The sequence below is a fragment of the uncultured Aquimarina sp. genome (genome assembly GCF_947495315.1).
Classification (GTDB): domain Bacteria; phylum Bacteroidota; class Bacteroidia; order Flavobacteriales; family Flavobacteriaceae; genus Aquimarina.
This window is the reverse complement of sequence record NZ_CANLYD010000015.1, coordinates 40,974-62,971: the sequence shown is the minus strand read 5'-3', so window position 1 is coordinate 62,971 and position 21,998 is coordinate 40,974. Positions and strand designations below refer to the sequence as shown.

Here is a 21,998-nt window from a genome sequence, read left to right as displayed (position 1 = left end):
TTTGTAATTTTTTTTTTCTAGTTTCGCGGCCGAAAAGTGGAAATATACCATTTTAAATAAACTTAAGTTACCCCAAAAAAACTTAAAGCTTTAAAAATAACCTATTTATGAAAAAAATTACTTTTATAGTAACACTATTGATATGTGTTATTAGTAATGCACAAACTACTATTAATGGTAGGGTTGTTGATGACTTTAATCAACCAATTCCAGGAGCGAACATCTCTTTAAAAGGAGAAGCTATAGGAACAGTTACTGATTTTGACGGTCTTTTTTCCCTAACTGTGACCAAAAAACCACCCTTCACGATTACAGCGAGTAGTATTGGATATGAATCTAGTTCGGTAGAAGTAACTTCGACATCAGAAGAAGTGACTATAGTTCTTACTGAAGGTAATGTTCTAGATTTGATCGTAATATCTGCATCGAGAGCGCCGGAGCGTTTATTTGAATCACCGGTAAGTATTGAGAGATTCGGTGTTAAAGAGATTAAAAATACACCTTCTGTAGATTTCTATGATGGTTTAGAAAACTTAAAAGGAGTAGATGTAAATACGAATAGTTTAACTTTTAAATCTATTAATACAAGAGGTTTTGCTTCATTTACAAATACCCGTTTTGTTCAGTTGATAGATGGAATGGATAACACTTCTCCTTCTTTAAATTTTGCATTAGGTAATCTTATTGGAATGAATGAGCTAGATGTTGAAAATGTGGAGCTCCTTCCAGGAGCCTCATCTGCATTATATGGAGCCAATGCATTTAATGGTATATTATTTATGACCAGTAAAAGCCCATTCGAAAAGGAAGGTATCAGCGCATATGCAAAAGGAGGTATTACATCTCAGGAAGCTGCCGGGAATAATGAATATTACGATGTTGGAATAAGAGCGGCTCATAAGTTTGCAGATTTTTTTGCTGCCAAGGTGAACTTTTCTTATATGAATGGTACGGATTGGTTTGCACTTAGCGAAGATAATATCGAAAACCCAGGGTTAAGTCGCGAATTAGATCCTGCATATAATGGTCTCAATGTTTATGGTGATGAAGTTAGAGCGCTTCTACCAGGTGCTGGTGTTGTAACCAGAACAGGATATAACGAATCTGATTTAACAGATTATAATGCTGAAAGTATCAAATTTGATGGAGCCTTGCATTTCAAGCCTTTTAAGAACGATTTCGAAATTATTTATGCTGGTAAATTAGGAAAGGGACAAACAATCTTTCAGGATTCTAATAGGTTTTCTCTAAAGGATTTCTTTTTTCAGCAACATAAATTAGAAGTAAAAAATGATAACTTTTTTGTAAGAGGTTACATTTCTGCGGAAGATGCTGGAGATACTTATGATTTACGATTTACGGGTATTAATATCAACAGAAGTTGGAAAAGTGATGAAGATTGGTTCCAAGAGTATGCAACTGCATTTGCGACTACATCAGGTACAGATCAGGAAAGACATGCTGCTGCAAGAGATTTTGCAGATACAGGTAGGTTAGAGCCTGGTACTACTGGTTTTGAAAATGCATTTAATGAAGTAATAAGTACTCCTGATTTTCAAACAGGATCAAGATTTATTTCTAAAACAGAATTACGTCACGTTGATGCAAATTATAATTTTGGTCATATTACTAATAGTTTTGCGGATATTCAGGTAGGAGGATCGTTCAGGGAATATTCTTTGAATTCTGAAGGTACTTTCTATACGGATTTTGATGGAGCAATTAATTATTCTGAACTAGGTATTTATTCTCAAATTCAGAAAAAGTTATTAGATGATCGATTAAAACTAACTGGATCTGTTCGTTATGATAAGTCTCAGTTATTTGACGGTAATTTTTCACCAAGATTTTCTGTAGGATATACTTTAGGAAAGAATAGAAACCGTAACCTTCGTGCTTCTATCCAAACAGGTTTTAGAAATCCAACAACTCAGGATTTATATTTAGGTCTTGATATTGGTGAAGGGGCTATTGTAGGTTCTGCACCAGATAATTTAGATCGATATTCAAGAATTATCAACGGAACTACCATTACAGGTCGTGCTGCTTACGAAAATTCGTATACAGCAGAATCTGTTGAGGATTTTATAAGATCTGGAGGTACAGCTGCACTGGTAGTTGCAAATCCGAATATTGTACAACCAGAGAGAGTAACAGCGATTGAAATAGGTTATCGAGCGGATTTCGGGAAACTATTGCTTGATTTAAGTGGTTACTATAATATGTATCAAGATTTTATCTCTACAGTTGATGTAGTAAGTCCACTAAGTGGAACAGTCGGAACTCCTGAAGGTCAAGCTGCAATTGGTACAGGTAGTTTTGCAGGTTTTCAAGCGACTACAAACTCTGAAGCAGATATCAATTCGTATGGAGCTGTATTAGGAATTACTGCTAAGGTATTCGGAGATTTTGATCTAAATGCTAGTTATACGTATGCTAAACAAGATTTTGATCAAAACGAAGATCCTGGATTCAGAACTAATTTCAATACTCCGGAGCATAAGGCTAAAGCAAGTTTTGGACACGATAATTTATTTAGAAATTTTGGTTTCAATACAGCTGTTAAATGGAGTGGCGAATATGTTTGGGAATCTGCTTTCGCGGTAGGAGATGTACCATCGTTTACTGTTTTTGATGCGCAGGTTAATTATAGAATACCATCATTAAAAACAACTCTTAAGCTTGGTGGGACTAATATTGGAGGTAGTGAGTATTTTACAGCTGTAGGAACAGCTCCAATTGGTTCATTATACTACTTTGGATTGACAATTAATAATTTTTAATATAAGAAAATAGATGACAAGCTAGTTAGCTAACTTGTTGTCCGTAATACAATCCCTGTTTAGGAAACTAAACGGGGATTTTTTATTTTAAACGAATTGAACATTTGTTAAAATTGTAAGATTTTTACGTGTAAACCGTAATATTTTTATTGCAAAAATTGTTTTTTATCGGTTTTTTTATACTTTAGGCGATATGTTTTAAATATTAGCGACTTCTGTAGGCGCTTATGTTAATTCAATTTAGTGTCCCAAACACTTGAACTTAAACCTAAAAATCTATGAAAAAAAAATTACTATTATTTAGTATGTCTCTTTGGTGTGCATTTTCTTTTGCACAAACAACATTATCAGGAAGGGTTACCGATGAGATTGGTGAGCCGATTCCATTAGCTAATGTAAAGTTAAGAGGTGAAAGAGTTGGAGCCGTTGCTGACTTTGATGGTGAGTTTATTTTAACAATAAAGGATAAACTTCCGGTGACATTAATTGTAAGCAGTATTGGATATGAAACCGTCTCATTAGATGTTGCTTCTAGTGCTGAAGAAATTCTAGTGGTATTAAAAGAAGGAACTGAGCTGGATGTTGTTATTGTTTCTGCTTCAAGATCACCGGAAAGGATATTTGAATCGCCTGTAAGAGTTGAATATTATGGATCAAGGCAAATAAAAAACACTCCTTCGATTGATTTTTACAGTGGATTAGAGAATCTTAAAGGAGTAGATGTTAATACGAATAGTTTAACCTACAAGTCTGTAAATACGAGAGGATATGGATCGTTTTCTAATACGAGATTTGTTCAGTTAGTTGATGGAATGGACAATAGTTCACCAGCATTAAATTTTTCTTTAGGGAATTTAATAGGAGTTTCAGAATTAGATGTGAGTAATATAGAACTGTTACCAGGAGCCTCATCTGCATTATATGGAGCCAATGCCTTTAATGGTATTTTATTTATTAATAGTAAAAATCCATTTGATAATCAAGGGGTAAGTGCTTATGCTCGAGGAGGTGTAACATCTCAAGAAGCTGCGGGAAATAATTCCTTCTATGATGTTGGTATTAGGATGGCAAAAGCATTTTCGGATAAATTTGCGGCAAAGGTAAATTTCTCTTTTTTCAAAGGAACAGATTGGTTTGCTGTTAATGAAACGAATATAAATAATGCTTCACTTGATCGCTTTACAGACCCCAATTATGATGGTGTTAATGTTTATGGTGATGAAATAAATCTAAATATTCCTGGTATCGGTTTTGTTAGTAGAACAGGATATGAGGAAAGAGATTTAGTAGATTATGATGCAGAAAGTTTAAAATTTAGTGGAGCACTACATTACAGGCCATTTGCCGATGATTTTGAAATTATTTATAATGGTAGAATAGGAAGAGGAACAACAATTTTTCAGAATGCAAATAGATTTTATTCTCCTGACTTTTTCTTGCAACAACATAAATTAGAAGTTAAAAACAACAACTTTTTTATTAGAGGTTACATAACCGATGGAGATGCTGGAGATACTTATGATACCAGAATTGCGGCATTTAATATTAATAATAGGTGGAAGGATAATCGCACTTGGTTTGGTGAATATGCGGGCACGTATTTTGCTGCTATAAATGGAGGTTTGACTTCTGATCAAGCACATGTGGCCGCAAGAGATCAAGCAGATACAGGAAGGTTAGTACCGGGAACATCTGAGTACCAGGAAGTATTTGAATCAGTAATATCTGATCCGGATTTTTCTACTGGGGCAAGATTTCAGGATGAAACTCAACTACGACACGTAGATGCTAATTACAATCTTAGTTACTTGACTAAGGATTTTGCAGATATACAAGTTGGAGGATCTTTTAGGGAATATAAGCTAAGATCTTTTGGTACAATATTTACAGATGTTGATGGACCTATTCGCTATTCTGAACTGGGTGCATATGCTCAATTACAAAAGAAGGTTTTAGATGAGCGATTAAAAATAACGGGATCCGTACGATTCGATAAAGCTGAGTTGTTTGATGGTAATTTTTCTCCAAGACTGGCATTAGGCTATACTTTAGGAGAAGATAGGAATCATAATATTAGAGCTTCCTTTCAAACCGGTTTCAGGAATCCAACTACCCAAAATCTGTACATGGGATTAGACGTAGTTCGAGCAATTACTATTGGTTCTGCAGAGGATAATTTGGATCGAGAGCAAAGAGATTTTGAGCTAAGCGCTAATGGAGCGGTGTTAGTAGGGCAAGATTCTGTAACCATAACAGGAAGAGATGCGTTTGAAAATTCATATACATTGGCTTCTTCAATTGCTTTTTCTCAAACATCGGATCCATCACAATTAATTCAATCAGCTATAGAATTGGTAAAACCAGAAAAGGTTACGAGTTTAGAACTAGGATACAGAGGAGATTATAATAAGATATCACTAGAGGTAAGTGGTTATTATAATATGTATAAAGATTTTATTACTAGCGATAATGTTTTGGTTCCGTTTTATGGAGCTGTAGGTTCTGTAGAATCTTTTCAGGCAATTGCAAATGGGGATTTTAAGATATATAATATTTCGACCAACTCTACAGAAGACGTGAATTCTTATGGAGCAATTGTTGGTGTAGATGGTAAGGTATTTGGTAATTTCGATTTTGGAGTGAACTATACGTATGCTAAGGAAGATCTAGATCTAGATGATGAAAGTACTTTTCAATCAGAATTTAATACACCTGAACATAAAGTGAAATTAACTTTTGGGAATAGAAATGTTTTTCAGAATTTGGGTTTCAATACAAGTGCAAGATGGAGCGATAGTTTTATCTGGAATGATGCTTTTGGTTCCGCAGAAGTTCCTTCTTTTACTGTAATAGACGCACAGTTGAATTATAGAATACCAAAACTAAAATCAATACTTAAAGTTGGAGCTACTAATATTGGAGGAGATGAATATTTTACTGCTCTTGGTACTGGTTTTGTAGGATCACAATACTATATAGGATTGTCGATAAATAACCTGTAAATCAATAAATTATAAAGTTTAAAAATTAATAATATCTGAATCTGTTTGAAAACAATTTCAAACAGGTTTTTTTTATCTAAAAATCCAATATTTTTCAAGCAATGGATCATTTTATTAGCATTTTTGGTTTTAAATAAAAACAGGCAGTTTGTGTAATAGTTAAATGAATTTTCAATATATAAGAGTTGTGTTTGATAAAAACACAGCTTTTTAACTTTTTTTTAAAGAATTAGTAAAAAAACGTATATTGTTGTCATAACATAAAAACTAATCTAGGATATGAGGACAATTACGTTAGGAATGATGCTTTTTATAGGTGTTATTTCTACTGCACAAACAACAATTAGTGGAACGGTGGTTGATAATAACAATCAACCAATTCCAGGGGCTAACATTGCATTACAAGGGGCTTCGGTAGGTACAGTTACCGATTTTGACGGATTATTTACTTTAACACTGGAGGAGACACCTCCTTTTACTATTATCGTAAGTAGTGTTGGTTTTGAGTCTGCTACAGTAAATATTACGGCTAGCTCAAGTGATTTAAGGATTACCTTAAAAGAAGGAACGGAATTGGATGAAGTTATTATTTCTGCTTCAAGAACACCTGAACGTGTATTTGAATCTCCGGTAAGTGTAGAGCGCTTCGGAATAAAGAAAATAAAAAATACACCAGCCGCAGATTTTTATGATGGTTTAGAAAATTTAAAAGGAGTTGATATTAATGCGAATAGTCTAACCTTTAAATCTGTAAATACTAGAGGATTTGCAGATTTTGCTAATACTAGATTTGTACAGTTAGTTGATGGAATGGATAATGCTGCACCTGCATTAAATTTTGTTCTGGGTAATTTATTAGGGATGACGGAATTAGATGTGAATAGTATAGAGTTGCTTCCAGGAGCATCTTCTGCGTTGTATGGAGCAAATGCTTTTAATGGGATCTTGTTTATGACGAGTAAAAACCCATTTGATCATCAAGGAATAAGTGCTTATTTTAAAGGTGGTATTACTTCTCAGGATGCTGCTGGTGATAATGAATACTATGATTATGGGATTAGGATGGCCCACGCGTTCTCAGATAAGTTCGCAGCAAAAGTAAATTTCTCATACTTAAGAGGAACAGATTGGTTTGCTACAAGTGAAGTTAGTGTGTCGGATGATATTATTACAGGGACGAGATTAGATCCTAATTATGATGGGCTTAATGTTTATGGAGATGAAGTAAGTACGAATATTAGAGGAGTTGGTGTGGCTTTGGTAAATCTTGGGGTATTACCAGCTGGAGCAGAGAATTTACTACCTAATGAAGAAGTAAGTAGAACAGGTTATTTAGAGAGTGATTTAAATAATTACAATGCAGAAAGTATAAAGTTTGACGCAGCATTGCACTATCGTCCTTTTGCAGATGACTTAGAAATTATATACTTAGGAAAAGTTGGACGAGGAACTACAATTTATCAAGGAGCAAATAGATATTCTATTCGTAATTTCTTCTTACAACAACATAAATTAGAAATTAAAAACAATAACTTTTTTATTAGAGGTTATATTACTGATGAAGATGCAGGAGATTCTTATGATTCTAGGTTTACAGGAATTAACATAAACAGATCATGGAAAGATGATCAAACCTGGTTTGGTGAATATGCTGGTACTTTCGCACAGGCAACTCTTGCAGGTCAGTTACCAGAACAAGCTCACTTGATTGCAAGACAAACTGCCGATACTGGAAGGTTGCTTCCTGGTACTCCAGAATTTGAAAGCGCATTTAGAACAGTAACCTCAGATCCTGATCTTGCTACGGGATCTAAATTTCAGGATGCTAGTCAACTAAAACACGTTGATGTTAATTATAACTTTAGTCATCTTACAGAAAGTTTTGCTGATATTCAGGTTGGGGGATCCTTTAGGGAATATAAATTGAATTCTTCAGGAACTATTTTTACAGATTTTGATGGACCTATTCGTTACTCAGAATTTGGAGTATACACACAAGTGCAAAAGAAATTAGTAGACGATAGGTTAAAAATCACAGGCTCTATTAGATATGATAAGTCAGAATTATTTGACGGAAACTTTTCTCCAAGATTATCTTTAGGTTATACGGCTGGTGCTGACAGAAATCATAATATTCGTTTTTCTGCGCAGACTGGTTTTAGAAACCCAACAACTCAGGATTTGTTTATTGGATTAAATGTGGGTAGAGCTATTCTTGTAGGATCAGCCTCAGAGAACTTAGATCGAGATGTTAGAACTTTTGATCTAAGCGGTGATGGTCAAATATTAACTGGTAGCAATACCGCTAGTGTAGTTGGTAGACAAGCTTACGAAAACTCATTTTCATTAAATTCCGTATTAAATGGTGCTCCAACGGTCTCTAATGTGGACTTAGTAGAGCCTGAAAAGGTTATTGCTTTCGAGGTGGGATACCGAGGAAAGGTCAAAAAGTTTGTTATTGACTTGAGTGGTTATTATAATTTTTACACAGATTTTATTTCGACAGAAAATGTATTAGTTCCCCTCTATGGAGAAGTTGGTGATGGAGCCCTATCTCTTGCTGCTTTACAAAATGGAGATACCGAAATATATCAGGCGTATACTAATTCTGATGCAGATATTAAATCATATGGAGGAACTGTTGGTGTGGATACTAAGATATTAGGAAATTTTGATGTAGGAGTAAATTATACATTTACAAAACTAGATTTTGACAAAAGTGAAGACCCTGATTTTAGAACAACTTTTAATACCCCGGAACATAAGGTGAAAGCCTCTTTTGGGCATACCAATTTGGTAAAAAACTTTGGATTTAATACTAGTTGGACTTGGAGTGATGCCTATTTCTGGGAAGCTTCTTTTGGAGATGGAGATGTGCCTTCTTTTAATGTTGTTAATGCACAAATTAATTACACGATCCCAAAATTAAAGGCTATAATTAAGGCAGGTGCTACCAATATATTAGGAGACGAGTATTTTACTGCTTTTGGTACTGGATTTATTGGTTCTCAATACTATATAGGTATATCTATAAACAACTTATAATTAATGCAAAATATTTTAAGAAATATGAATATTCAATATAAATGGCTATTAACCCTACTGGTTTTTGGATTTGTAGCTTGTGAATCAGATGACGATTTGACAACAACCGAAGAGGTAGTGATCACTTCTGGAACTGCTGATTTTTCGACTTATGTAGCATTAGGAAACTCTCTAACTGCTGGTTTTACAGATGGAGCATTATTTATTGCTGGGCAAGAAAATTCAATGCCTAATATTTTAGCGCAACAGTTTGCCCTTGCTGGCGGAGGTTCTTTTTCCCAACCTCTTATGAACGATAATATAGGTGGATTCCTTTTTGGCGGAATGCCAATGACTAATGGTAGTTTCGGACCTAGATTTTATTTTTATAGTGATGTTGATCCCGATGATGACTTTAATTCTGGCCCTTATCCTTTAGGGGTTGTTCCTGATATGTTAGATTTCTCACCAGAATCACCTACAACCGAAGCTACTACAAATCTAGGATCAAGCTTTAATAATATGGGAATTCCGGGAGCTAAAAGTTTTCATTTATTAGCTAATGGATATGGCAATCCCGCAGGTTTAGCAGCTGATCCTCCACTTGTGAACCCTTATTATGTACGTATAGCTTCTAGCGCTACTTCATCTGTATTAGAAGATGCCATGGATCAGAATCCTACATTTTTCTCATTATGGATTGGTAATAATGATGTATTAGGATATGCATTGACAGGAGGAGATGGTACAGATCCAATAACAGACACCGGAATGTTTAATCAAGCGTATAATGGTCTTGTGGCTACCTTAACATCTGGTGGCGCAAAAGGTGTAGTAGCTAATATCCCTGATGTGACTTCCATCGCTCATTTTACAACAGTGCCACACAATCCGGTTCCGCTAGATGCTGCTACTGCAGGAGCTGTAAACAGTGCTTACGCAGCCTATAATGGTGGACTAGATGCAGCATTAGCTTTTTTAACTGCTAATCCACTAACTTTAGGAGCTCTTTTTCCACCTACATCGGATATGACTTCCTTAGAATTGGCAACCGCTGAAATGGCTAGAAGAAAAATAACTTTTAACGCTGGAGCAGGAAATGCGGTAGTTATTTTTGATGAGAATTTAACTGATTTGACAGCAATAAATGCTGGTCTAGTTCCTATGAGACAAGCTACTGAGGCCGATCTTTTAGTATTAACATCAAGCAGTTTTATAGGAACTTTAGCAGATCCGGGTAATCCATTATCTGTAAATGGAGTTGCTGTTCCATTAGCTGATAAGTGGGTGTTGACACCAGAAGAACAAGAGGATATAGCTATTGCAACTGCAGCATTTAATACTACTATTTCTGCTGCAGCACAACAAGCGGGATTAGCTTTTGTGGATGCTAATGCGTTATTAGTTGAAGCTTCAGATGGTGGTACTACATTTGATGAATTCTTATTGCAAGGTAATCTAGTGTTTGGAGGATTATTTTCGTTAGATGGAGTGCATCCAACGGCAAGAGGATATGCCTTTATTGCAAATAAAACTATGGAAGCAATTAATACTACCTATGGTTCTAATTTACCAATGGTAAAAGCGGTGGATTATCCAACGTTTTATTCACCTATGTTGCCATAATCAATAATATATACAATACGTAAAACCGGCAATAAAATATTTTATTGCCGGTTTTTTATACCATTTGTTTATAAGTTCCAGTTACATATTTTCTTTCAATAAGCTGAAAATAAACTGACACTATAAATGAAAGGATGATATATGTATATACAATATAAGTTCCTCCTGATATAAGGTCATCTATTCCAAACCAACTATCTCCTTGGATAATAAAATAAATCCCTAAAACAAGTTTGATAATCTCTACGTAAATGGAAATAATGTGTCGATCCATTAAAGAGGTGTATGCAAATATGGAGGTCATTAAAAAAATGGAGTAGTTAACAATTTGAATAAAAGGAAGCTTACCAACACTTATTAGTAAGTAATACATAAGGGCAATAGTTATGACTAACTGTGTCCAGGACCATATCTTTAATAATAACGAACTTTCTGTTTTGTATTTTTCTCGATTATAAGGATCTGTGGTAACCGCAATAGGATATTTCTTTGTTACATCGTCGGGCCTCCATCCCGTCGGCATAAACCATACCCTAATTTTATCCCAGGGCCTTTTTGTTCTTATAGAGTCTTTTAGGATTCCCCATATATGCATGAAATTAATAAAGAAAGGATTCCAGGTATTCACAGGCTTTTTTACTCCATACACCGGTGGTTGATCTGGCAACTCTTTTTGAAATGTTCCAAATAACTTATCCCAAAAGATAAATATTTCTGAATAGTTTTTATCCAGATACTCATCGTTTATTGCATGATGAACTCTATGGTGAGAAGGAGTTACTATTATGTGTTCCAAAACGCCCATTTTGTCAATTAATCTTGTATGATACCAGAACTGTGCGAAAAAGTGAATAGGAGCCACAAACGCAACAATTTCCGCTGGAATACCGATGAAGGCAATAGGAATGTAAAGAAAGAAATATATGGACACTATGGCAGAAATGTTTTGTCGCAATGCACAAGCCAAATTAAATTCTTCACTACTGTGATGTATAATATGTCTGTTCCAAAACACATTTACTGTATGATTAAATCGATGAGACCAATATCCTACAAAGTCTAACCCAATAAAAGTTAGAAAATAAATTAGGAAGGAGGATTTAATTTCTATTAAAGCAATGCGATCTACCATCCATTCATAACTTATAATGATGACAGTTAACCCCATTAGACTCTTTAATGTATTAGTTATCCCTGAACTAATGCTAGAAATCGTGTCCATCCCCTCATTTACAGGGGTTCTCTTCCATCTGCTTATCAAATATTCTAAAAGAATAAGAACAATAAATCCTGGGATGGCATAGCTTAATGCAATAGCATATGTTTCCATAGGTACTCTTTAAATAAAAACAAAAAGGAATTTGTAAGAAAAGTACAATTTAAAGATTTCAAAATCAAATAAAGCTTCCTAAAATCAATACTTTTTGTACAGGAAATAAGCTTCAGATTTTCGCATAAAAAAAACAAAATAAAAGACAGTATTTTTTTCATTTTAAAAGCCTATATTTGCAGCCTGAAAAAAGGTCGTATTCGGTACATTCGAAAAAAGGGTCTTTTAAATAGTTAAATACTAAACATTAAATAGTTATATAATGTCTCAAGTTACGGGTAAAGTATCACAAATTGTAGGTCCGGTTATAGACGTAGCATTCGCTGCCGGTACTGAATTACCAAAAATTTACGATTCGTTAGAAATTAATAGAGCAGACGGTACCAAGTTGGTGTTAGAGATTCAGTCTCACATTGGTGAGGATACTGTGCGTACCATTGCGATGGATTCCAGTGATGGATTAAGCAGAGGTGTAGAAGCTGTTGCAACAGGATCTACTATCCAGATGCCAATCGGAGGAGATGTGTACGGACGTCTATTTAATGTGATCGGTGATGCAATTGATGGTCTTGGAGATCTTCCTAAAGCAGGAGATAATGGTCTTTCAATTCACCGTCAAGCGCCTAAATTTGAAGATTTATCAACTTCTACAGAAGTTTTATTTACAGGTATTAAAGTAATTGATCTTATTGAGCCTTATGCAAAAGGTGGTAAGATTGGATTATTTGGTGGTGCAGGAGTAGGTAAAACAGTTTTAATTCAGGAGTTGATTAACAATATTGCAAAAGGTCACGGTGGTCTTTCTGTATTCGCAGGAGTAGGAGAAAGAACTCGTGAAGGAAATGATTTACTTCGTGAGATGCTAGAGTCAGGAATTATCAAGTATGGTGATGACTTTATGCATTCTATGGAAGAAGGAGGATGGGATCTTTCTAAAGTAGATAAAGAAGTAATGAAAGAATCTAAAGCAACTTTCGTATTCGGACAGATGAATGAGCCACCAGGAGCACGTGCTCGTGTAGCACTTTCTGGTCTTACGATAGCAGAATATTTCCGCGATGGAGCTGGAGATGGACAAGGGAAAGATGTACTTTTCTTTGTAGATAACATCTTCCGTTTTACACAAGCAGGTTCTGAGGTATCAGCACTTCTAGGACGTATGCCATCTGCGGTAGGATATCAGCCTACTTTGGCAACAGAAATGGGTGTGATGCAGGAGCGTATTACTTCTACTAAGAAAGGATCTATTACATCTGTACAGGCGGTTTATGTACCTGCGGATGATTTAACAGATCCAGCACCAGCAACAACATTTGCTCACTTAGATGCAACAACCGTATTATCTCGTAAGATTGCTGAGCTTGGTATTTATCCAGCGGTAGATCCATTAGATTCTACTTCAAGAATTCTTACAGCCGATATTTTAGGAGATGAGCACTACAATTGTGCACAAAGAGTAAAAGAGCTTTTACAGCGTTATAAAGAATTACAAGATATCATCGCTATCCTAGGTATGGAAGAATTATCTGAAGAAGATAAATTAGCGGTAGGACGTGCACGTCGTGTACAACGTTTCTTATCTCAACCATTCCACGTAGCAGAGCAGTTTACAGGTATTCCAGGATGTTTAGTAGATATTAAAGATACTATTAAAGCATTTACAATGATTATGGATGGTGAATTAGATCACTTACCAGAAGCAGCGTTTAACCTTAAAGGAACAATCGAAGAGGCTATCGAAGCGGGTGAGAAAATGTTAGCTGAAGCATAAATAGTACTGAGAAGTTAGTAATCAGTAATGAGAGTGTTTTTTCTCTTATTATTAACTTAATACTAATTACTCAATACTCAATACTTATAAAAATATGTATTTAGAAATAGTAACTCCGGAAGCAGTTTTATTTAGTGGTGAGGTAACTTCAGTTGCGGTACCAGGTGTTAACGGAGAGTTTCAGATGTTAGATAATCACGCACCAATCGTTTCTTTATTAGGAAAAGGAAATGTAAAAGTATATGGAGATATGAATCTGGAAGAAGAAGTAGCAGAGAAGTTTTCTAAAGAAAATGGAGTGACATTACTTCCTATAAACTCTGGAACTATCGAAATGAAAGACAATAAAGTGATTGTTTTAGCAGATTAATCCAATTACTTCTACCATTATAAAATCTCAAGTTCCAATTAAGGAATTTGGGATTTTTTTTGTTTAAAAGAGCGTATTATTCATTTAACAAAACAACTTAACGGTCATAGTAAATGATATATCATGATCAATCTATAAAATAGATAACCTTTTGTCAATGTTAGTATAATAAAGCCTTAAGATTAAGCTAAACTTAGCCTGAAACAAGTGTGTTAACTTTAAGCAATTAATAACCTAACATACTAACATTATGAAAAACTCTATTAAATTATCAATGCTATTATCCTTTTTAATAATAAGTTGTGAAGTTAGCGAAGATAGTTACAACGATGAAGTGCTGGAAGTAAAAGAGGAACCAACTCAAAAAAATGCTAATTTTCATTTAGATCTTGCTTTTTATCATGCACCGGTACATTATCAGGATGTGGATAGAACAGGTTCTCATGGATTAAATGGAAAAGCAGACTACATCACAAGATATGATTTTGATGGTGATTTTAATGCTAAGAATAACTGGAACAATATTGCGAGTTCTTCCAGAAAAGGAAAGGCAGTAGGATACTATTCTGTAGTAGAAACAGCGACTCATTATTTCATTACCTATGCATTCTTTCATCCGAGAGATTGGACAGATATATGGTTTTTATATCGTATCGACGAACATGAAAATGATCTGGAAGGAGTACTAACTGTTGTAAAGAAGGATAACTCTACTTATGGGAAAGCAATTGGAATAGTAACTGTATTTCATTCTGACTTTTATTCTTATAAAGCATCTAATTCTGGTTTGACTAATGGAAATGAAGATATAGATGGCACTTTGACTACACAAAATCATAACGGAATTAATCGATTTAAAACATCTGCAGAGGCCAAAGGTCATGGTATTAAGGCACATGTAAAACAACAACCGGGTGGAAGCGATTATATAGTGTATTATCCAAGTAAAACGATCAGCGAATATCCTTCGGATATCTATGATAGAAATGTAAAATACAAACTAGTCAATATATTCGAAAATGGTGGAATGTGGGATCAGCGATTAAATGCTAACTTATTTAGTAACGCAAAATCATTTCAGAAATCATATGGTAACGGTTCCGCAAATGCACCCTGGAATTGGGATGATAAAAACGATGGAGGAAACCAAGGATTATTGGCGGGAGGATTGGCATACTACCCAGCTCACTTAGTTGATGAGTATTTTAATGGGTTAGGAAATTTCAGCAAAACATATGTTTATAACCCATATCTTGGTCTAGATTAGTTGATTTATATGGTAAATTGATAAAAGGGAGCTATATTGAGTATTTAGCTCCTTTTTTATATGGTAAATTAATATCAAACTAAATAATAATAAGAATTTTATATAAAATTATGTTAAACGATTATTTATGGGTAAAACGTTTTATACATTTCGATCATAGACATAGCTCAACGTAATGATTAAGAATATAGTTACTCTAATTTTTTTCAGTTTTACAACATTAATTTTTGCTCAGAAACAATCTTTAAGTCATGAAGATTATGATCTCTGGAAAAGTATTACAGATACTAAAATATCCAATAAAGGAAAGCTGATAGTTTCTGTGATTACAACTTCTACAAAAAGAGGAGATGGATACATAGAAATTTACAATACAGAAAATAACAAAAAATTCACTTTTTTTAACGGGTATAATTCTTCAATCACTCAAGACGAAAATTTTGTGATTTTCCAACGTAAACCTAACTACGAGAATATTCGAAAAGAGAAAAAGAAAAAAGTAAAGAAAGAAGAACAATCAAAGGATGATCTGTTTATCTACGATGTAAAAAATAATAAAATATATGATTCTATTGTAAGAGCAAGTTTCTACAAGATTCCTGAAGAGTCTAATGATTGGTTAGTTATAGAAAAATTTAAGAATAAGAAACCAGAAAAAAAGAAAGAAGATTCTCTAAAAACTAAGGAAAAAGATACTGTTAAAACCAAGTTAGGAAAGGCGTTTAAGCAGAATTATGCATTAGTATATAACCTAAAGACTAAAGAGAAAGATACTATTTTTCAAATCAAGGATTTTGTTCTTTCAAAGGAAGGCAGGAAATTCTATTATACAAAGAAAAACCAAAAGAAGAAAGAAAAAGATCTAGGAGTCTTCGAATATGATATCGTTTCTAGATCTAAGATAGTAATAGATACTACTAATTATATTTATGATAAATTATCAGTCGATAGAACAGGGAAGCAATTTTCCTATATCGCCGCAAAAGACTCTACTCACATAGATTCATTACAGTACCAGTTATTCTATTATAAAGATAAAAAGCTACTAAATTTAGTAGATACTATAGGAAAAAATCTTAGAAAAAATTGGGAGTTAGGTGCAGGTCAGACCGCATTTTTTTCGGAAAGCGGTAATAGACTTTATTTTTATTCAAAGCCAAAAGTTGAGTATCAAAAAGACACTACACTTTTAGAAGACGAAGTTCCACAAGTAGATGTTTGGAATTGGAAAGACAAAATGATACAACCTGAGCAAAATGCAAGGTTTGAAGAATTAAAAAACAGAGCATTTATTTCTTATTATAATACCGAAAAAAAATCTGTAGTTCATATACAGGATGAAACATTTGAAGATCTTCTTTTCGATAAGAACAGAGAACAAAGATTTATATTAGGAGCTACAGGGACTCCTTATGACATCCAGCGTTCTTGGTATTTGCCTTGGACCAGAGATTTTTATGTAATAGATACATATACGGGTCAAAAACGATTGGGTCTTACGAAAACTGCTTTACAGCCTTATTTGTCGCCTGATGGAAAGTATGTATTGTATTATGATATATTTAAAAAACATTGGTTTTCATTAGAATTATCGACATTAAGAAAAACTAATCTTACTAAGAAAGTTAAGGTAGCTTTTTATGATGAAGATGATGATCATCCTATGTTACCGTATCCTCATGGTTTTGGAGGGTTTGATAAAAATGGAAATGCATTGATTTATGACAAATTTGATGTTTGGAAAGTTTCAATGTCAGGAGAAAAAAAACCAATTAATATTACAGTTAAAGGAAGAAAAAATAAAATAGAATATAGAACTCAAAAATTAGATTCAGAAAATCAAAATAATGCATCTTATAGTAATGAAGAATTATTGGTTACGAGCTTTGATATGAAGACTAAAGCTTCAGGATTGTATGTATTAAGAGGTGATAAATTGGTAGAAAAAATAAAGCCTACAGAGTTCTTTTTAAACAAATATCAAAAGGCTCAAAAAGGAGAAGTATTCACGTTTCGAAAACAAAACTTTAATACATTTCAGGATCTACATTATACAAACAATAATTTTCAAAACGCTACTCAAATTACAGATGCAAACCCTCAGAAAAAAGATTTTAAATGGGGAACAGCAGAGCTTTTTAGTTGGAAAGCTTATGATGGTAAAAAGCTAGACGGAATTATCTATAAACCGGAAGACTTCGATCCATCAAAAAAATATCCTTTGATTACATACTTTTATGAAAAACGATCTGATAGTTATAGGAATTATTATACTCCAAGACCTAGCGCTTCTATTGTAAACCCTTCTTATTTGGTAAGTAACGGTTATATCATGTTTGTGCCGGATATTGTTTATGAAGATGGTAAACCAGGTCCTAGCGCATATAACTGTGTAGTTTCTGGAGTTGAGGCTTTAGAAAAATTGGGCTATGTGGATAGTGAAAACATGGGGATTCAAGGTCAGAGTTGGGGAGGATATCAGGTAGCCTATTTAGTAACGGTAACGAATAAGTTTAAAGCTGCTATGGCTGGAGCTCCTGTAAGTAATATGACCTCTGCATATGGTGGAATCCGTTGGCAATCCGGATTGAGTAGAGCGTTTCAGTATGAGAGAACTCAAAGTAGAATAGGAAAGAATTTATGGGAAGGTTTTGATCTATATATAGAAAACTCTCCATTGTTTGGAATTCCTAAAATAGAAACACCACTCTTAATGATGCATAATGATAAAGATGGAGCAGTTCCTTACTATCAGGGTATAGAAATGTTTATGGGTATGCGCAGGCTACAGAAGCCAGCTTGGCTTTTAGTATACAATGATGAAGCGCATAACTTAAGAAAAGAAAAAAACAGACAAGATCTTTCCATTAGAATGATGCAATTTTTTGATCATTATTTACAGGGAAAACCAGTTCCAAAGTGGATGATAAACGGTGTTTCTAGAGTTGAAAAAGGGAAAAATCTGGGATACGACTTAGAAGAAAAACCTTTGGAAACAGGAAAAACTATTCCCAGTTCCAACTGATAAGATGCCAATCAATTTCATCACTTTTATATACAAGCAGATTTTTGAAACCGATGGCTTTATGAGCTTGCAGTGATCGCAAATTGTTAGCAGCTACTTCTGTGATTAGAAGATCATATTTTTCCTGTAACTCTAGTTTCATTTTTTGGTATAAACCTCTAAATATTCCTTGACCGCGGTATTCTTTATCAATGCAAACTTGACCCATAACGATATACGTTTTAGTTTGATCCAATGAATTCTCTGTTTTTGTAAACATAGGTCTAAGCACAGGAATATCATTCCCAAAATCTGCTGTCATACAAAGCGTGTAACCAACAACAATATCTCCATCCTTTGCAATTACATGTGGCTGTTGGTCATTCATCTTTTTTAGGATATCGAAATCATGTTCTACAGTAACAAAACCTTCTTTTTCTTTTTCGCTTTGAGAAATTGAAGCAGCTAGGTTTTTTTGTTGAAGTTGAATGATTTGTTCGAGCTCGTTGTCTGATGTAGCAATTGTATATTTTAAATGTTGAATAGCCATCTTTTTAACTTTAGTATTTAGAAGAAAGTAAAGATATGATTTTAGTAGTTTGCTAATTTTATATATCAAAAACAGAAGGTGATATACAAGTGTTCAAATAAAAATAAAATACTTTTCAAAATAGTACTGATTAATTTTTGAAATATCATTTAAAAACGAGATTTTTAATTCTTTAAAATCCAACTCACATTGAAATTACTAAAAAGTAAATCACTCTTCTTTAAGGATGCAAAATCAGATAAAGTATATGAAGCCGATCTATGCGAAGTAGATGCGGAATTATATGTGGTGAATTTTAGATATGGAAGACGAGGTAGCAACCTTAGAGAAGGAACTAAAACTGTTTTTCCGGTATCATATGAAGAAGCTACGGTTGTCTTTGATAAATTGGTAAAAAGTAAAGAGGACAAAGGATATGCGGAAGAAGGTAAAGAGGGGGCTGTTAGAAGACAGGATATTAAACAAGATGATAATGTAAATATTGCTAGAAACGAAGTCATTCTAAAATACCTGAAAGATGCTACTTCAGGAAATTATACCAGAGATTGGAAGGTGTCCAGAATCATTTGGAGAGCAGGAGTATTAGGGTTGAAGGAAGCTCTACAGTATACTTCTCATTTTATATCTTCACAGGATGAATTTGAACAATATGCAGCTATCTGGGCATTGGCAAAACTAGAAGACACATCCTTTGTGGATGCTGTTACTGATGTTTTTAATCAAAAAGGATTTACTGATAAGATAGGAAGAATTGCTGTATCATATGTATTAAAGAATACTACAAAAGAAGATCAACATCAAAAAACAATCGTAGATCTTGCTAAAAAAGAACTTCCTGTTCAATTGATTAGCACACTTGAAAACAAACAAGAACTTTCTAATGAATTAGCTATTTATTTTTTACAAGAAAAAATTGAGAACCCATTATGTTTATATTACCTGTATGTAGTATCTCATCAGGATCCTGAGTTGCGAAAGATTCTGCATACTTTTATCAATAGATTGCCTATAAGGATTGATACTTTTAAATCTATTCGATATATTTTTAAATCTGCTGAGGTAACTAATGATGTTACTTTCTATGCATTGCTAAGCAAACGTATTTCTATTAGTAAACCTGGGTATAATGGTTATGGAACCTATGATAAAAACTGGAATTGGATATCAGCTGATGAAGAAAAGAAAAAAGCAAATCCTAGAATTGCTTTTTCTGGAAAAACTAGGGAATATTTTGGTAATGCCGCATATAAGACAACGTATTTTTTAGGTCAATCCAATACTAATAATTATGTAGATTTAGCAGTTGCATTGTTGTGTAGTTTAGATGATGCTACAGATAATAAAAAAGAAGAAACGCAATATTTATATACCTATAATAACGATACTAGAAGATATGAAAATGTACAACAGCAGTATCCTAAATATTGTGATTTTCCTGCTTTGATGTATGTTTTGCATGGTAATTCTGAAAGGTTTCAGCGTTCTCGTAAGAAATGGTATTATACTGGAGAAATAATGAGTACTTCTCAATTACCAAGAGAAGAAGCGTTACCAGAAGTATGGAATTCAAAGCCACAAGAAGTGCTTTACATCCTTGCACATGCTAAGAGCAATGAAGCGATCTCTTTTTCTTTAAGAATTATACAAGACAAACCTAATTTTCTGGATGTTATTGAACCAGCTATTTTTAAGAAATTAATCGCTCATTATGACGCAAGAGTTGTAGATACTGTGTTAGAAGTTTTAGAAAGACAATACGAAAGCACTCAACCAGAACAAAATATTATACTTTCATTATTAAAATCCAATAGTAAGAGAGCAACAACTTTAGGATTGCAGTGGTTGCAGAAATATGAGAAAGATTACTTTAGTAGTTCAGATTTTCCAGTAGCATTGATTTTAATAGGTAAACCAAAAATACTGAACTATCTGTCAGAATTATATAAAACAAAGGTTGTTTATAATCTTCCCTTGCATATTGATCAATTAGCACTATTGTTTGAGGTGCCAAATCAATTTCAATATGAATTTTTATTACAAGTAAATGAACTAATTTCGGATACTCAATTTGGAGTATTACTAAAAGAAGTTTCTAAAAAAAAGATATTACAGTTGGCAGAGAGTACCGCCGTTACGAATAGGCTTTTTGCAGCGACATTAAGTAAGGTCAATGCCATTCCTTCTTATGACTTGGTTAAAGAATTTTTAGGAGATTATCTGGATGCTGATGAAGAACTATTGAGAAAAACAGGAGTAGCGTTATTAGCCGATTTTCCTGATCAGTATTTACTAGAAAATCATCAAGTTATTAAGGAATACTGTTTTTCTCCATATACAGAGGTTAGAGAGGCAATACAACCAGCTGTAGGAAGATTGATCGGATTGGATACGGGTTTTAAAAAAGGACTTCTACAAAAATTATTACAGATATTAGTTGAGCAAGAATCATATGAGGGTATACATAAAAGTAGTCATGAATTATTGATACGATTTTATGGCAAAGATTTAAATGAAGTAAGCGAAGAAGGAGTTATTACCCTAATCCTATCTAAATATGAGTTTGCGCAGAAATTAGGAACTCCATTATTTCAGAAAAAGGTACAACTTCAGGAGTTAACGATGTTACAATTGGTTTCATTAGCAACTAGCGATGTTAGGGTAATTAGGGATACACTAGAGATATATTTTAAAAGTAATCCTTCGCGAATTAACTATGAATTAGAAGAAGCGCTTAGGATATTTAATACTAATTGGAAAGATGCTAGAGTATGGGCGTTTGCATATTTTGAGAAACACATCAAACCAGAAAATTGGACTGTAGATACTTTGTTATATGTATGTGATCATACTAAAAACGATGTTGAGTCTTTCGGCAGAAAAATTATAACTACACATTTTAGAGCAGAAGATGGATTACAATTACTATTAAAGTTGCAAGAACATCCTACTAAAACGATGCAGTTTTTTACAACGAACTACCTGGATACTTATGCAAAAGATGCTCCAGAAGTAATTCTTAAGTTAGAAGCATTTTTTAAAACGGTATTATTTAATATCAATACCAATAATGCAGCAAAAACAAGAGTATATGCATTTCTGGAAAAAGAAGCTATAAAAAACGAAATGATAGCCAGAATGACTGTAAGAATTCTGAATTCTATAATCGCTACTAAAACCATCAAGGATAAAAGTAAGTGCATCGATATTATGCTAGCCATCCACGAAGTATATCCATCTTTAGAAACTCCATTAATCATCAAAACTGTTTAGC

At 33.8% G+C, this 21,998-nt stretch carries 11 protein-coding genes; 9 read left to right on the top strand and 2 right to left on the bottom strand.

All coding sequences use genetic code 11. The features are described from left to right. Positions 1–107: 107 nt before the first annotated feature. The 4 genes from Q0910_RS21880 to Q0910_RS21865 all read left to right on the top strand — a co-directional run bounded on the left by Q0910_RS21880 (position 108) and on the right by Q0910_RS21865 (position 10,435). Positions 108–2,783, top strand: a complete 2,676-nt coding sequence (locus Q0910_RS21880; protein ID WP_299221465.1) for a TonB-dependent receptor — start codon at positions 108–110, stop codon at positions 2,781–2,783. Between the two features lie 278 nt (positions 2,784–3,061). Continuing rightward, the gene (locus tag Q0910_RS21875) at positions 3,062–5,785 is read left to right on the top strand and encodes a TonB-dependent receptor (RefSeq protein WP_299221461.1); all 2,724 of its coding nucleotides are present in this window, start codon (positions 3,062–3,064) and stop codon (positions 5,783–5,785) included. Positions 5,786–6,064: 279 nt separating this feature from the next. Then, positions 6,065–8,830: a TonB-dependent receptor gene (locus tag Q0910_RS21870; protein WP_299221459.1), complete on the top strand. Its 2,766-nt coding sequence runs from the start codon at positions 6,065–6,067 to the stop codon at positions 8,828–8,830. A 3-nt stretch (positions 8,831–8,833) separates the two neighbouring features. Continuing rightward, positions 8,834–10,435: a G-D-S-L family lipolytic protein gene (locus Q0910_RS21865; protein WP_299221457.1), complete on the top strand. Its 1,602-nt coding sequence runs from the start codon at positions 8,834–8,836 to the stop codon at positions 10,433–10,435. 55 nt (positions 10,436–10,490) lie between these two features. Here the strand turns inward: Q0910_RS21865 and Q0910_RS21860 are convergent, their stop codons facing one another. Beyond that, the gene (locus Q0910_RS21860; RefSeq protein WP_299221455.1) at positions 10,491–11,765 is read right to left on the bottom strand and encodes a sterol desaturase family protein; all 1,275 of its coding nucleotides are present in this window, start codon (positions 11,763–11,765) and stop codon (positions 10,491–10,493) included. 262 nt (positions 11,766–12,027) lie between these two features. Between Q0910_RS21860 and atpD the strand changes: the two genes are divergently transcribed. The 4 genes from atpD to Q0910_RS21840 all read left to right on the top strand — a co-directional run bounded on the left by atpD (position 12,028) and on the right by Q0910_RS21840 (position 18,198). Then, positions 12,028–13,536 (top strand): F0F1 ATP synthase subunit beta, encoded by a 1,509-nt coding sequence (gene atpD / locus Q0910_RS21855; RefSeq protein ID WP_299221453.1) that lies wholly within the window; start codon positions 12,028–12,030, stop codon positions 13,534–13,536. Between the two features lie 94 nt (positions 13,537–13,630). Further along, positions 13,631–13,906, top strand: coding sequence for a F0F1 ATP synthase subunit epsilon (locus Q0910_RS21850; protein WP_299221451.1), 276 nt, complete (start codon positions 13,631–13,633; stop codon positions 13,904–13,906). A 250-nt stretch (positions 13,907–14,156) separates the two neighbouring features. Then, positions 14,157–15,173, top strand: coding sequence for a hypothetical protein (locus tag Q0910_RS21845; protein ID WP_299221447.1), 1,017 nt, complete (start codon positions 14,157–14,159; stop codon positions 15,171–15,173). A gap of 175 nt (positions 15,174–15,348) precedes the next feature. Continuing rightward, entirely contained in the window at positions 15,349–18,198 is a 2,850-nt protein-coding gene (locus Q0910_RS21840; protein WP_299221445.1) for a prolyl oligopeptidase family serine peptidase, read from the top strand. On the opposite strand, the gene Q0910_RS21835 is transcribed toward Q0910_RS21840, so the two are convergent. After that, positions 18,179–18,727 (bottom strand): GNAT family N-acetyltransferase, encoded by a 549-nt coding sequence (locus Q0910_RS21835; protein ID WP_299221443.1) that lies wholly within the window; start codon positions 18,725–18,727, stop codon positions 18,179–18,181. The genes Q0910_RS21840 and Q0910_RS21835 overlap by 20 nt on opposite strands. A gap of 189 nt (positions 18,728–18,916) precedes the next feature. Between Q0910_RS21835 and Q0910_RS21830 the strand changes: the two genes are divergently transcribed. Further along, the gene (locus tag Q0910_RS21830) at positions 18,917–21,997 is read left to right on the top strand and encodes a WGR domain-containing protein (RefSeq protein WP_299221440.1); all 3,081 of its coding nucleotides are present in this window, start codon (positions 18,917–18,919) and stop codon (positions 21,995–21,997) included. Position 21,998 lies beyond the last annotated feature (1 nt).